This is a genomic window from Tunicatimonas pelagia (assembly GCF_030506325.1).
Classification (GTDB): Bacteria; Bacteroidota; Bacteroidia; order Cytophagales; family Cyclobacteriaceae; genus Tunicatimonas; species Tunicatimonas pelagia.
In genome coordinates this window covers 820,378-834,514 of record NZ_CP120683.1, presented here as the reverse complement: position 1 = coordinate 834,514, position 14,137 = coordinate 820,378, and the positions used below count along the sequence as shown (strand labels likewise).

Here is a 14,137-nt window from a genome sequence, read left to right as displayed (position 1 = left end):
GTTTTGACATTTTTTGAGTATCTCACTTCAAGTGATGCTACCATACTAAAGATAAATGTAGGGATATTCATTTCAATTATTTGAGTATGCCAATACCGTCATCCCCCGTAAAATACACACATTGATTCATAAATTAGTCTTAATTCTTGAAAAAACCATAATAGAACTGTACCCTGGTACCGGAAGAATACTTACGTGATATAAAAATTACTATAAGAAAATACTTGGGTAATTTATTCTTTTTGTCGGTATTTTCTTTTTAAGGCATAATGCGGTCTTTTACAAAGATTAGAAATTGTGCCCATGTTTAGCTTATCCGAAGATTTTAAAAACAAAAGTATACAGGTAAAATTAGGAAGTATACTCAGTCTATTTGTCGTACTAACCTTTCTGAACTGTGCCGCAGTCAAGTATTTTCAAAACAAGCAGGAAGCAGATACCCATGTGGTAGACATTGCGGGTAGAAATCGAATGCTTGTCCAACGAGTTGGTTTTTTGGCTCAACGTATCATTAGGGGACAAGAAGATGAAAGGCCTGCATTGAGAGAAGCGATTGACCTACATGATTTTTCCCTTAAGGCTTTAAAAATAGGAGGGGTAGCCCCTGGTTTTAGCAACAATCAATTGCTTCCTCCTACTGATCCCCAAGTAATTCCCACACTATTATCTGCGGAAAAGCTTTGGGTACCTTACAAGCAACGAGCTGAAACTATATTGAAATTGCCCCTCCACGTAGACACAGTACAGTCGGTAGGCGTGCTTGATTCGGCTGGAAATATGGTGCAACAGGCATATCCTACGCAAATAGTAAACCCTGAGGTTTCAGCAGCTTTGGCGTTTATTGAAAAAAATGCGATGGATATGTTAACCAGAAATAACACACTAGTGAAGCGGTATGTACTGGATAGTAAGAGAAAACAATGGGCCTCTGACGCAGTCTTAATTACCGTTTTGCTACTAAACGGCTTGCTAGTAGTCATTGCCCTGTACATCGTTAAGAAGGCAGTAACCAACCCAGCTAAAATCATTAAGGAAACCACTCATCGGCTGGCACAGGGAGATTTATCAAAAGTAAAAGGCTACAAAAGTCAAGATGAAATAGGGCAAGCCGTGCACAATATCAATGCTATGGTACGTCATTTGGCCGAAGCAGTTACTTTTGCCAAACAGATTGGGCAAGGTAATTACGACAAAAGTATTGAAGTAGCAAGCGATAAGGATTCCCTCGGGCAAGCCCTCTTAGAGATGCGTGAGCAACTGCAAAAGGCGAAGGAAGAGGATCAGAAGCGAAACTGGATGTCGGACGGGTTAGCAAAATTTAGTGACCTCATTATGAATAGTCATGATAATTTAGAGGAGCTAGCGCACCATACTCTATCGGCTCTTATTAAGCATATAGAGGCTAACCAGGGGGCACTTTTTATTGTTAATGATGAAAATCCGGAAGCACCCTATCTTGAACTGGTTTTCACGTATGCTTGGGGGAGAAAAAAATATGTACAAGCCAAGGTAGAACCTGGCGAAGATATTCTTGGGCAAGCGTGGTTAGAACAAGAGATCGTATACCTAGAAGAAATACCCAGCAATTATGCGAAGGTGAGGTCAGGTACCGGCGAAACCGATCCATCCAGTATATTGATTGTGCCAGCGAAAGTAAATGATGAGGTGGTTGCTATGTTAGAGATTGCCTCGCTAAAAGTATACACTGACTATCAGCAAGAGTTCATTCAGAAAGTAGTAGAAAGAATGGCTTCGGTAATAGCTTCCCTTATGGTTAGGCAGCGTACGGAGGTGCTACTGGCCAAAGCCCAAGAGCAATCAGAAGAAATGCGAACGCAGGAAGAGGCCATGCGGTTGAGTATGGAAGAGCTTGAAGCAACACAGGAAGAAATGGCTAGAAAAGAAAAAGAATACCAAAAAACGATTGCGGCACTAAAAGCAGGTGAAACCAATACCTAGCGGCATTACAAAATAAACGAGGTATTTGGCTTATCACACAAATTTTTAGGCTGACCTTCGTAGGATTTTTTCTATTTTTGATCTATGCCCACTACTACAACCCATACAGTAGAAAACTACCTGAAAGCCATTTTCCATCTGTCACGAGAACAGATCGGGCGGGTGTCTACTACGCAAATTGCTGACCACTTGGGAGTGAAATCTTCTACAGTGACTGATATGATTCGTAAGCTGGAAGAGCAGCAATGGGTGGACTACACCAAATACCAAGGAGTAGAGCTAAACGAAAAGGGGAAAAATATTGCGTTGAGTATCATTCGAAAGCATCGGTTGTGGGAGGTGTTTTTGGTAGAAACGCTGGGTTTTGCCTGGGACGAAGTGCACGAAATTGCTGAGCAACTGGAACACATTGAATCGGAGAAACTTGTTAATCGCCTAGATGATTTTTTGGGGAACCCTAAAGTAGACCCGCACGGCGATCCTATTCCGGATAAAGACGGGGTGATGGACGGTGGCGAGCATCGCCTTCTTTCTACTCTCTCAGTGGGTGAAACCGCTAAAATTGTGAGAGTAACGCAAGATGAACCCACGCTGCTGAATTTCTTATCCCAACAGGGCCTACATCTGCAAACGAAAGTTAAGGTAAATAGTATCTTAGATTTCGATCATTCTATGATTCTTCAGGTAGCTGATCAGCTAATTAGCGTATCGAGCAAAGTGGCTAGTCATATTTTTGTTAGTGGGAGGTAAGCGATAAATACTCATTGATAATTTCTGTTACGTAATCGCCAGTGTAAGGCCCGTACCAATTAATGCTACGGGTTTCGCGGTGGTTAAGGTGATAGCGATCCGAAGGAATGAGGTAGCCAATGTATTCACCGTTGAAGCTAGTTACAATAACTGGGTTAGCAGCTGACTCAATGCGGTTGTACAATAGTCCAGAAAAATCGCCGGGAGTACCTACTAGCTTCAATTTATTCAACTGGAGAAAACTGATGGTAGGAGAATGTTCTCCTAAAGCGTGCCGAAACCACTGTGGGCGAACGCGCCATTTTTCAGTAATTCGCAGTTGGGCTTCGCCCAGGGGGAGGTCGATCTCAGCGAATCCGAGTTGGGTTACCGAGTCGTAGGGAAGACTATCAGTTGCCGATAGTAAAGGAGTTGCTAGATGGCTAGCGTAAGTTTGCAGCTTCTCATAAGAAAATGGATTGGGTTTATTCGGGCTGTGGCTCCCAACCGCTCCAGCTGCAAACAGAGCGAAGTCAACCGTGGGGTTATCTTCTAGTTGCCTAACCAGTTCGCCCGGGTAATCTGCCGAGAGGCTCTTCAATTTAGAATCGGTAAAAGTAGCGTGAGCGGCAAAGCTACTGAAGATTGCCTGGGTACTGTCAGCTCGCTGAAAGTAGATGGCTCGTAGGTAAGGCTCTACTGGCCCGTTGTGTACCAATCGATTATTTACCAAAGAATCTAGCTCAAATTGGGCGTACGCAATTTTGCTAGGCAAAACCCGTTTGTAAGCCTCGCGTAGCGCAGCAACAGTTTGGGTGACCAGCAGCCCTACCAAATCAGGATTATGCCAACCGGAAATTAGTTCGCGCCCCAAGCCCTGCTCCCAACCGCCGTACCCTTTATGCGTATGAGTAGCACTGAAGTAGACGTAATCCATTCCCACATCTGATAAAGCCATCTTTACTTGTTGAGCAACCAGCGGTGGGGTCAACATCAAATCGTAGGCTACGATGCCTACGGTCAGTGTATCTAATTGCAGTACCAAGGCGCGTACCCACAGCGAATCATGCACCTGTTGATAATCACCTTTCCAGCCATAACCCATTAGGTGAGCGGGCTGAGATGGGGTGATATTTCGCTTACTCCAGCCAGATTTAAACGTACCATTTTGACTTACAGAAAAGTGAGAACTATCTAGTTGCTGTAACGCTGATTGATAATAGGGCTGTTCAGAGAGGGGGCGATAATCAACGCGCTGAAACAGAACGAAAAAAATAATAAAACCAATGAGTGTTCCTCCGATGATTGCCCCAAGGATTTTTTGCCCGGTCATACCGCAAAAGTACGCAAAATGCGATTAGCTTAGCCGGTTTGTAGGGTAGAAACTTTAGTCTGGGGAAAAATATTACCGCTCAGATGTAATTGGTAGTCGTCTAACAACAGGGCCATTGCAATCGATAAATTCAGATACTCTTCCTTATTTACCCGCAAATGAACCTGATGATCGTTAAGCAAGGAAAATCCGGGTTGAATAGACATAATAGCAATCTGGCAGCCATTTTGGGAGATTATACTCTTAGAACCACCCAAATGGTAAACCTCTAGCGCATCGGTAGCCGATTTGCAGAGCCAGTGACCCATCTGAATTGGGCGAATGGCTACTGTAGGGCGGTCAGTTTCTTTCAGCAAGTAATCGGGAGAAAGAGGTGCTTTTTTTCTTAACGAAAAGATAACCTGACCCGACAGGCTTTTAGCCACTCGCCGATGCCAATGGAGGCCAATAGGCCGGGCTATTGTCAGGTACATATCGCCTTCAATTCGCACTTTCCGGGTAGCCCAGGGCCAAGGCGACTTTCCACTGACGTTTACGTTATGAGGATACGCAGTCATTTCGCTATTCTATTGAAAAATCCAGAGCAAAGTTTAAAAAATATTACTACTAATTCAATTATTGTGCCTATCTAATTGTCGGTACTGAATAAGTAGTTCGGTAGCAGTAAACGATCTATTTGTTCTTAATATACGAAGTTTTTTCAATAATCTAAATCCTGCCTCTTCGGCCGAAAGTGGCGGATAAAAATGATCTCGCGCGTAGTGAATATACTTTAACACCCGGAACCCATCCCACCAGGCAAAAAAACGCTGACGAAACACCGGCCACGAACGAGTGTTGGTCAGTAACTGGTGCCACACTTGGTCAAAATCTTGACTTTGTAGAAAACCTTGAATCGATGGTGGAAACGGCTCCGCATGATTAATATCGTGGTGATACCTGTGATGAATCTGCGTAAGAAACGTTTTTAAATCATCAAAAGACTGTGGGTGATACAACGCGTGGTGGCGGCTGGAGTGCGATAGCCAATCGAGCTGAGCCTTACCCGTACCAAACGGAACCCGATTAGAAGTACGAGCCGAAGGGTAGACGGTGGCGGCGGTTACTTTGGCTAGCTTGCCGAGCGGAGCTACTTTATGTAAGAAATAAAAATCTTCTCCCGCCTTGCGACGGTTCATTCCCCCACTCAATGCGTAGGTTGAAGCCCGGCAGCCCATGCAGGAGCCTACCGTATGAAAAGCATAAGGGAACTCCGCATATCGTAGTCCACTGATGTAGTAGCGCAAGAATAGTTCGTAGTGAATAATTCCTTGCTGGAGTTCAGTCTGTTCAATTTGAGATAAATCATGCTCAAAATAGCTGGTTACTACTGCCGGGTGCTGGGCGAGCCAGGCCTGCTCTACACGTTGCAAATAGTTGGCTGATACCAAACAGTCAGCATCTAGGTTCATAATTAGACCATCGTAGCCAACAGAAATAAAGCGACGCAGTGCTTCATCCATCCCAATTTTACGAGCTAAACCTACTCCGGCATGTTTGGGGGAGAGGTCATCAACATGAATAATCTGGCAACTGAGAAACGACGGTTGTTCTTGTTCAATCCACTGGGTTATTTGTTGCTTACTTTCTCTGTTTCGCTCAAGTACGGTACTACATTCATCAGTGCTGCTATTGATTACGATCAGTATCTCAGCTGGAAATTGAGGCGAGACATTAGCGGCCAACGATCGGAGTGTAGCTACTATATCGGGTTCGTCGTAACACGGAACTACCCAGATAACCTTCGTATCAGGGTTGAGGCTACTTGCTAGTTGAGGTGGGTAGCATTTAAATCTTTTAAAGTATATTTGGCCAGTGGTCTCGAGGTGCGGTTGAGGCATAAACTTCAAGTATTCCTATTCCTAGTTGGTAAAATTTACCTCAAATTCAAAGCGAAGTATGGTACAACACAAAGTAGAGTTATCGGTAGCTTCTAGTCAAGCTTGGCTAGAAACAGTAATAAATGATTTTGATCATTTTTTGCAAGATCACGCTGATTGCGAACGAAAAGCATCGGCAATGGCGATGAGTTTTGTTGCCAAATACCCCGAACGGCACGAAATAATCCCTGAACTAATTGAAACTGGCATTGAAGAGTTAGAGCATTTTCAGCAGGTGTACCAGCTAATGCAGCAGCGGGGAGTCTCTCTAGCAGCGGAAATGGCACCCGATCTCTACATCAAACAATTGATGGCACTGGGACACGGAGGTACGCCTCAAACTCGTTTTCGTGACCGCCTATTATTAGCCTCGCTGATCGAGTGTCGGGGATGTGAGCGGTTCAAAATGGTTAGTGAAGCCGCGGAAGATAGTGAGGTTCAGCGTTTTTATAAGCTGCTTTGGGCATCAGAAGCAAAGCACAGCCACATTTTTATCCATATGGCACTGCGCTATTTTGACGAGGATGAAGTTCTCGACCGATTAGACCAGCTTGTTGAAGCCGAAGGAAATATCGTGCGTAGTCTGCCTCTGAAAGCAGCCTTACACTAGCTTAGAGGGATTACCTATTTATTAAAGAAGCCATCAATGGTGGCGGGGGTATTCTTCATGGTTACATTAGCCTGCTTAAATTGAGAGCGAATGTCATTAATATAACACCAAGTCTCTTGTACTTTTCCTTGCTGTATAGTAGTAATCAACACCGCTTCCTGATCCAATGATTGGTAAAGATCTCTTTGCCTACGGAGCCGAGCTTCCTGTTCAGCTTTAGAGAAAAGATAAACAGATAGGATGAAGAGTATGAAAATACAAAAAACAAGTAAAATAGTAACCATATAAATAGCATTTAAACAGTAATAAAGGTAGCCATAGCTATTACTATAAGCCAATATAGTATTACTTTAGAACTTACATAATAGTAAGCAATAGGCTAAAGTTCATTTGTTTAAATAATCTAAAAATTATACTATTCTAACATTATTGATTTTTATTTACTCAGTATTGTTGGTTAGCATGTTGGGTTTAAGAATGTAGAAAAATTAAAGTAACGTGCTAAAACATACACCGACCTCAGAAAAGCAGCGCAGACGTCACAAAAATCTTCGCAAATGATACGACGAACTCATGTAAAGTTTTGCAGTAAGGCTTGCCGATAGGTGGTTTATCTACGCAGTAACCTCCTTCTCGAGACATAACATCAAAGATACCTGCTACAGCTTCAGATCACCTCGGCACGATATAATCAACCTACCCTAGCCCAATCCCTCCTCCTATAAACTTACCAGGTCGGACACTGAAAAGCTGACAAAAGTCACAAATCAGGTGAAGAAAAGTCATGGAGTCACGACCCTAATTTCTTTTCCTTTGGTAGTGCAAGTTATTCACAGACCTTAACCACCAACTGTTACTACCATGGACTTTAATCTAACTCAGTACGGAATTGATGTAAAAGAAATCCTGAGAAACTCGAGTGTGCCGGTTCTCTATGAGATCGGTCTGCGATATGAAAAGGGAACCGCCATTTCGGATACTGGGGCACTACTTGTTTATTCCGGCGAGAAAACTGGCCGAAGCCCTAAAGATAAACGAATTGTTCGCCACCCCGATTCTGAAAACAACCTTGACTGGGGCAAGATCAACATCGAGTTAGACGAACATACCTATAAGGTAAACCACGAACGGGCTATCGATTATTTAAATACCCGAGAGCGGCTTTTTGTGGTAGATGCCTTTGCGGGGTGGGACGAAAAATACCGACTCAAAGTACGAATAGTCTGCCACCGAGCTTATCACGCGCTGTTTATGCAGAACATGCTGATTATGCCCACCGAGGAAGAACTAGAGAATTTCGGAACCCCCGATTATGTAATATTCAACGGCGGAGGCTTCCCGGCCAACCGCTACACATCGGAGATGACCTCCAAGACCAGTGTTGACGTAAATCTTGAAGAAAAAGAAATTGTCATCCTGGGTACTGAATATGCGGGTGAGATGAAAAAAGGCATTTTCTCCATTATGAACTACCTGATGCCTCTCCAAGATGTGTTACCTATGCACTGTTCGGCTAATGTGGGCGACGAGGGTGATGTTTCGGTTCTATTTGGGCTTTCCGGCACCGGTAAGACTACTTTGAGTGCTGATCCTAAGCGAAAATTAATCGGAGACGACGAACACTGCTGGACTGATACTGGGGTTTTTAATATTGAAGGAGGGTGCTACGCCAAAGCTATTGATCTTTCGGCGGAGAATGAGCCTGATATCTACAATGCCATCCGCTACGGCACAGTACTGGAAAATGTGATATACGATCCCGAAACCCGAAAAGTAGATTACACGGATACCTCTATCACCCAGAACACCCGAGCTTCTTACCCGCTCAATTTTATTGACAACGTTCAAATTCCCAGTATTGCCGGGCACGCCAATCATGTGATCTTCTTGACTTGTGATGCTTTTGGAGTATTGCCTCCGATTTGTCAGCTAACTCCCGAGCAGGCTTCCTACCACTTCATCTCCGGATACACCGCTAAGGTTGCCGGAACGGAAATGGGAGTGACCGAACCTCAGGCCACCTTCTCCGCTTGTTTCGGCGCGGCCTTCATGATGTGGCACCCCAACCGATACGCGGAGTTGCTAGCTGATAAAATTAAGAAGCACAACGCTAAGGCTTGGTTGGTGAATACCGGCTGGACTGGGGGAGCCCACGGAGTTGGTTCCCGGATAAAACTGAAGTATACGCGAGCAATTATTGATGCTATTCACAATGGTGATTTGGAAGGTGTTGAAACTAGAACTGATCCTAACTTTGGTTTTGAAATACCACTTAGCTGTCCGGGAGTTCCGTCTGAAATACTGATTCCCAAAGATAGCTGGCAGGATAAGGATGCTTTTGATACCACCAAAGAAAAGCTGGTCGGGTTGTTCCAAGATAATTTCAAATCGTTTGAGGCGAGTGTCAACTCAGAGATTGTTGCTGCCGGACCCAAAGCCCACAAGTTGGCGTAGAAGTTCAATCAAAAAATTTAGAAATACCCTAAGTGTATAAATGTGATTATTACAGATGGTTTTGTGTAGCTAAATCCACTTATCTATTTCCCCCTTGGTGAAGCCGATACGGCGCGGGGGCAAGGGGGATGGCTACTAATTTGAAGCTTCGTAAGAATTTATTCTAATGTCTAAATAGAAAAAACAAAGGCCGAAGTATCGAATATGACAAATAGGGTTTAGCGTAATTTTTTCAACTGTTTTAAGCGTCGGGGTCATTGACTCAGGCGCTTTTTTTATCTAAAATTTCACTGCCGTACACAAATAAACTGCTGGTAATTGTTGATATCTTGGGGGAAGATTCTTAGGTGCTGTCTAATGAAAAACCGAAAGGTGCGAAGTCCGATCTGGAAGAAAAGAAGGAATAAGCACTGATACGATCTTTTCGTAAGAACTTTTGACTTTGTGAATAGCAAAGCCCCTGGATTGAATGTCCCCCGAATAACGTTTCTATACCAAATCGTTGGGTATAGTAGTCCATAATGTCCGTAGGCCAATCCAGATTGCTCACTAAGTAAATTGGTTCATTTTTGTGTACGGCAGTGAATTCGTATATCCGATGCATTGAAAATGCAACGAAAATTTAGTAATATTTGGGATATTAACCATTAAAGATTATGACTCAATCCAATAACTTCGAAACCAAAGCTCGAGAAACGCTAAGTGAAATTTACGAAAAGATTAAAGAGCTAGAAGATCAGGCGAAAAAAGTTCGTGCCGACCTAGAGGAAAAACTAGACGAACAGATGGATGATCTGAAGAGCAAGGACTCTAAAGTGTACAAAACCTTAGAGGACGCCAAACACTCCAGCACTGCTGCGTTTTACGATATTCGGCAGGGGGTAGAAAAAGCCTCGGAAGTACTACGCGAGGCACTCAAAAAAGCCTCGTATCACTTTAAATAGTGGAAGTTAGTACATTCCAACCCGCTTCTTCTCTTACGCCTCTCCAGCAGATTCACAGTGATGTGCTGAAATTGGGGGAAGAGCATTTGCTTGCTTCACTGCAAAAGTGGCTGAACGAAGAACTCGCCTTTGTACACCAAGCCCAGCAGCAGGCCGAACAGTTTTATCAGCAGGCTGCGGCAGATGAGGATACTCATACCAAAGCCACTCTAATTCAAGCGTATTCTGAACAAACATTAAGACTTTTAGAGAGCCGTTACTTCCAACCCAAAGCATCACCGTTTGCCGACCTTTTTTCGGACTACTTAGAATCGTTCGGTGACTATTTGCTAGAAGTATCTACCAGCGAACGTCGTGATCAACCAGAAGAACGGTTTGTTGCCCAAGCCGAAGACCGCTGGCTCATTAGGTTGGCCAAGCTCGGAAAAAGGAAGTGGCGTTGGTTGAATAATGGTCCTATCCGAGTAAAAAACCAAGCGCGAAAGTGGTTGAAAAAACCGCCTCAGCCTATCACTCCTTGGCAATACAATGTGCCACTTAAGAAACTGGTGCGCCTCTCATTTCAGGAGAATTTAATGTTAACCATGCTGCCGGTAGTGGAAGAGGCCTACCGGGTAATCACTAAAACTTCTCGCATACTCTGGCAAGTGCAAAGTCAACTGCATAAAAACACTCACCGACAGCTAGTGAGTGGCGAGGGCACCGATGAGCTGGCTCAAGAAAGCTGGGAAACGTACCAGGCCGAATTTGATTTGGCCAAATGGCAGTTGCAAAATTATGCCACAACGTTACCTCAGTCGTTAAACAGTATTTTTACGTTTCAGCTCACGGTGCTGGAGCGAGACTACGAGCTGGCGGGAACAATGGAGTTGCCGACTTATCGGTTTCGGGAGGCTCGATTGCAGCGGTTAAGTGAAAATAATCAATCGGTATTTCTAAAGAAAACCCAAGGCTGGGCTACCACTTTGTTTGCTCTCCACGATGATTGGCGGTTAGACCAGGAGCTAAACTTAGTAAAGGATGAACTCTGGTTGGTCTACTTTAAGTGGATAGAAGATCAGCACCAAGGCTTACACAAACAGATTCTCCCCCAGACCGACCGTATGTCTGAGATTATCCAAGAATCGCTGGAGCATATAGGGGATGAACCGGAAGAGGAGCTAAAGCGGGTACTACGGCAGGAGCGAAAAGCTATCGATCAGCAATTAATTAATGAGTTAATTCCGGTTATTACCTCAGTAATGCACGAGCAAGGATTTGCCATTGCCCTAAACCAGTTTAAAGAAACCAGTGAAACTGCCGTAGAAAAAATTGCTGATCAGCGAGGGTTGGTGGCTAGCGACGCCTACGATCAACCCTTGAAGATATCCGACATTGCTTATGTTTCTCCTTGTCAGTTGGCCGAATACGAGATGCTGCCACTCTTCAAGAAGTCGCTCACCGAGATTCAGCAGCAAACCCGGCGGCAAGTAAGCGATATTCAAAAGTTAGTGCAGGAGATAGGGCAAATTTCTTACTTTAGTCTAGACTCAGCCATTTCCGTTTATGGGCAGGAATCTGAAACCTCAGAAGAACCTCGGCAGGTAGCTGAAGAAGGACTCAAGCGAAGTCTGACCAATGCCGAACGGCTGCACGAACAGCTTCAGGTGCTAGTAAAATTTCAGGAGACTGAGCTACAAAAATCTATTCAAGATTTCTCGCGGAAACTCACGGAGCTAAAAGACAATCATTACGTACTGGAGCTCAAGTTGCGGTTGGCGCGGGCTCGAGCCACCGAGAAAGCCAAAGTTGTTCGACAGAAGGCATTCCGGCACGCCCGCTTAGCTATTCCCCGTTCAGCCCGGTTTATAACGCAAAAGTACCAGGAGGGTGCTCAAAAGATTGGGTTTTACCGTAAGCAAATTGGCATTGAAGCCGGGGGGGAGGTAACCACTGAAGTATCAGACTTTTTGGCTGAAACCGAAGCAGCGGTCAACCGATTGCCCTACGTTTACCAGCGGTTGTTCAGTGTGAAGCCGCTAAAAGAATCCGTTTTTTACCGAGAACGTCCCGAAGTAATGGTGCGCTTAGGCCGGGCATTTGATAACTGGAAACGGGGGTATTACGCCAATACCGTCTTGGTAGGGCAAAAGGGTAGCGGGCTTACCACCCTAATCCGTTTTTTTCTGGATAGTGTACCCCGTACCGAACGTCGGGAGTACGAAGTTATTCAATCAGATGCCGATCAGCAAATCTATAACAAAGGTCAATTTCTAGCATTTTTTCAGGATCAACTCTCACCCGAGAACCCGTTTACTGACGTAGAAAGTATTATCAACTATCTGCAAGCCACTGAAACTCGGTACATCCTCATTGTTGAGCATCTGGATCATTTTTATCTGAAAAAAGTGGGTGGGTTTCAGTGCCTAAAGTGGCTACTAGAGCTTATTTCCCGCACGCATCGTCAGGTATTCTGGCTCATGTCTTGCACCCAGTATGCCTGGGATTATCTGGATAAAACAGTTCAGGTAGCCGATCATTTTGAATATATTGTTCAGCTACCAGCCGCCAAGGCCGAAGTGGTGCGGGAAATTATTCTTAAGCGACATCGGGTGAGCGGCTACGATGTGCAGTATGCTCCGGCAGAAGAAGACTTGAGCAGTAAAAAATTTCAGAAGATGGATGAAGCTGAGCAACAGGTGTTTCTGGGAAATGAATACTTCCACGATTTGAGCCGTATCACCCTGGGCAATTTTGCTATTGCGTTGCTTTATTGGCTACGTTCGGCTCAAGATGTTACCGATAATCAGATTACAATCGGTAGCCTAAAATCCTTGGATTACTCTTTTTTGAAGTCGTTATCAGTGCCGCAGATAGCTATTTTGCACGCACTGCTACTGCACGATGGTCTTACTGCCGTTCAGTTTTCGGAATTATCGGGTCGAGAAAAAACGCAATCTTCCGGAACTGCTAAAGCACCCAGTAACCTTCAGCTAATTCAGTTGCTTGATGATGGCTTACTCATTAAGTCCGGCGAAGTTTATCAAATTCATCCGTTGCTGTACCAACAAGTGGTAGATCTGCTGCAAACTCGTAACTTCGTACACTGATGCGCCTCATTATCTGTATATTTTTGCTTAGCCAAGTAACGTTCTCCTTCGGGCAGACTGACTCCTTATTGCTTGATTCAGCTCAGGCTATTCCAGCTGACTCATCAGTTGCAGATACGGTATTCGTCGATGAAAAGGAAGAGTCAATAGCTGAGAATATTGGCATTGATAAACCTCCGTTCCGGGTTTCCTTAGGTAAAATTATTTGGAGTGTTATTATATTTATACTAGGCTATTTTCTTATTCGGTTTTGCACGCGCTTGCTTGGGCTACTGGCTGAACGTAGTACCACCGAACGGAGAATTACCGTGAAAGGCTTTGTACCGGTCGTTCGTATTGTGGGCTGGATTGTTGTTATCTACGTAGTGATTGCCGGTATTATTCGGCCACCGATAGAAACCGTATTGGCATTTACTGCTTCAGTGGCAGTAGCCGTGGGTTTTGCTTCTCAGGATATTTTGAAGAATATCTTCGGAGGTATCGTTATTCTGCTCGACCAGCCCTTTAAGATGGGAGATAAAATTGAGATTGGTTCGTTCTACGGCGAAGTAGTAGAAATCGGGCTACGCTCTACCCGCATTGTCACCCCGGACGATTCTTTGGTTTCTATTCCTAATGGAGAACTGATGAACCAATCGGTATCGAATAGTAATGTAGGAGAACCCAACTGTCAGGTAGTAGCCGAAATTTTTCTACCGATTGATATTGATACCGAGCGGGTGCGCCACATTGCCACCGAAGCGGCTCAAACATCTCGCTACATCTTTCTGAACAAACCCATTGCGGTGCTTTTCTTCAACGAAGTAAAAGACCGACGCTCGTATCTCAAGATGCGCCTGAAAGCCTACGTGATGGATATTCGCTACGAGTTTACCTTTAAAAGTGAGCTTACCGAAATTGTGATGCGGGAATTGCTTTATGAACAGATTATTACCTCGGATGATTATGCTTAAACAGGATTAAGTGTTTTGGTTTAGAGAACGTAGGGTTTATCTTGCACTCGGGCAACATTTAGACGTGAATCAAGTATATAAAATTATGGGTGCATTAAGGGTAAGTGAGAAATCAATTGATAAATATTTCAGTTTTCTGAAAAATCT

General features: G+C 44.2%; 11 protein-coding genes. 7 read left to right on the top strand and 4 right to left on the bottom strand.

Features of this window, described 5'->3' with window-relative positions; all coding sequences use genetic code 11:
- Positions 1-303 precede the first annotated feature (303 nt).
- Together P0M28_RS03330 and P0M28_RS03325 are read left to right on the top strand one after the other, a co-directional pair.
- Complete coding sequence (locus tag P0M28_RS03330) at positions 304-1,959, top strand: GAF domain-containing protein (RefSeq protein WP_302208065.1); 1,656 nt, start codon at positions 304-306, stop codon at positions 1,957-1,959.
- 84 nt (positions 1,960-2,043) lie between these two features.
- Positions 2,044-2,709 (top strand): metal-dependent transcriptional regulator, encoded by a 666-nt coding sequence (locus P0M28_RS03325; protein WP_302208064.1) that lies wholly within the window; start codon positions 2,044-2,046, stop codon positions 2,707-2,709.
- Here the strand turns inward: P0M28_RS03325 and P0M28_RS03320 are convergent.
- The 3 genes from P0M28_RS03320 to P0M28_RS03310 are packed head-to-tail and all read right to left on the bottom strand — an operon-like array spanning position 2,696 to position 5,901.
- Positions 2,696-4,021, bottom strand: coding sequence for a neutral/alkaline non-lysosomal ceramidase N-terminal domain-containing protein (locus P0M28_RS03320; RefSeq protein ID WP_302208063.1), 1,326 nt, complete (start codon positions 4,019-4,021; stop codon positions 2,696-2,698). The two genes, P0M28_RS03325 and P0M28_RS03320, sit on opposite strands and share 14 nt — an antisense overlap.
- A 29-nt stretch (positions 4,022-4,050) precedes the next feature.
- Positions 4,051-4,578 (bottom strand): hypothetical protein, encoded by a 528-nt coding sequence (locus tag P0M28_RS03315; RefSeq protein ID WP_302208062.1) that lies wholly within the window; start codon positions 4,576-4,578, stop codon positions 4,051-4,053.
- Positions 4,579-4,632: 54 nt separating this feature from the next.
- Positions 4,633-5,901, bottom strand: coding sequence for a glycosyltransferase family 2 protein (locus P0M28_RS03310; protein ID WP_302208060.1), 1,269 nt, complete (start codon positions 5,899-5,901; stop codon positions 4,633-4,635).
- Positions 5,902-5,959: 58 nt separating this feature from the next.
- Here P0M28_RS03310 and P0M28_RS03305 point away from each other — a divergent pair, with 58 nt between their 5' ends.
- The gene (locus P0M28_RS03305) at positions 5,960-6,550 is read left to right on the top strand and encodes a MiaE family protein (RefSeq protein WP_302208058.1); all 591 of its coding nucleotides are present in this window, start codon (positions 5,960-5,962) and stop codon (positions 6,548-6,550) included.
- A gap of 14 nt (positions 6,551-6,564) precedes the next feature.
- On the opposite strand, the gene P0M28_RS03300 is transcribed toward P0M28_RS03305, so the two are convergent.
- Entirely contained in the window at positions 6,565-6,834 is a 270-nt protein-coding gene (locus P0M28_RS03300; RefSeq protein ID WP_302208057.1) for a hypothetical protein, read from the bottom strand.
- 577 nt (positions 6,835-7,411) lie between these two features.
- Between P0M28_RS03300 and pckA the strand changes: the two genes are divergently transcribed.
- The 4 genes from pckA to P0M28_RS03280 all read left to right on the top strand — a co-directional run bounded on the left by pckA (position 7,412) and on the right by P0M28_RS03280 (position 13,990).
- On the top strand, positions 7,412-9,004 hold the full coding sequence (gene pckA / locus P0M28_RS03295) for a phosphoenolpyruvate carboxykinase (ATP) (protein ID WP_302208055.1): 1,593 nt from the start codon (positions 7,412-7,414) through the stop codon (positions 9,002-9,004).
- A 656-nt stretch (positions 9,005-9,660) separates the two neighbouring features.
- Positions 9,661-9,948, top strand: a complete 288-nt coding sequence (locus tag P0M28_RS03290; RefSeq protein WP_302208053.1) for a sll1863 family stress response protein — start codon at positions 9,661-9,663, stop codon at positions 9,946-9,948.
- Positions 9,948-13,037 (top strand): coiled-coil domain-containing protein, encoded by a 3,090-nt coding sequence (locus P0M28_RS03285; protein WP_302208052.1) that lies wholly within the window; start codon positions 9,948-9,950, stop codon positions 13,035-13,037. The genes P0M28_RS03290 and P0M28_RS03285 overlap by 1 nt, the downstream gene beginning before the upstream one ends.
- On the top strand, positions 13,037-13,990 hold the full coding sequence (locus tag P0M28_RS03280) for a mechanosensitive ion channel family protein (RefSeq protein ID WP_302208050.1): 954 nt from the start codon (positions 13,037-13,039) through the stop codon (positions 13,988-13,990). Before P0M28_RS03285 ends, P0M28_RS03280 begins: the two co-directional genes overlap by 1 nt.
- The last annotated feature ends 147 nt before the right edge of the window (positions 13,991-14,137 follow it).

Coding starts and splice junctions, on each gene's coding strand:
- P0M28_RS03300 (WP_302208057.1), bottom strand. CDS start 6,834: ATGGTTACTATTTTACTTGTTTTTTGTATTTTCATACTCTTCATCCTA.
- P0M28_RS03315 (WP_302208062.1), bottom strand. CDS start 4,578: ATGACTGCGTATCCTCATAACGTAAACGTCAGTGGAAAGTCGCCTTGG.
- pckA (WP_302208055.1), top strand. CDS start 7,412: ATGGACTTTAATCTAACTCAGTACGGAATTGATGTAAAAGAAATCCTG.
- P0M28_RS03325 (WP_302208064.1), top strand. CDS start 2,044: ATGCCCACTACTACAACCCATACAGTAGAAAACTACCTGAAAGCCATT.
- P0M28_RS03305 (WP_302208058.1), top strand. CDS start 5,960: ATGGTACAACACAAAGTAGAGTTATCGGTAGCTTCTAGTCAAGCTTGG.
- P0M28_RS03330 (WP_302208065.1), top strand. CDS start 304: ATGTTTAGCTTATCCGAAGATTTTAAAAACAAAAGTATACAGGTAAAA.
- P0M28_RS03310 (WP_302208060.1), bottom strand. CDS start 5,901: ATGCCTCAACCGCACCTCGAGACCACTGGCCAAATATACTTTAAAAGA.
- P0M28_RS03290 (WP_302208053.1), top strand. CDS start 9,661: ATGACTCAATCCAATAACTTCGAAACCAAAGCTCGAGAAACGCTAAGT.
- P0M28_RS03280 (WP_302208050.1), top strand. CDS start 13,037: ATGCGCCTCATTATCTGTATATTTTTGCTTAGCCAAGTAACGTTCTCC.
- P0M28_RS03320 (WP_302208063.1), bottom strand. CDS start 4,021: ATGACCGGGCAAAAAATCCTTGGGGCAATCATCGGAGGAACACTCATT.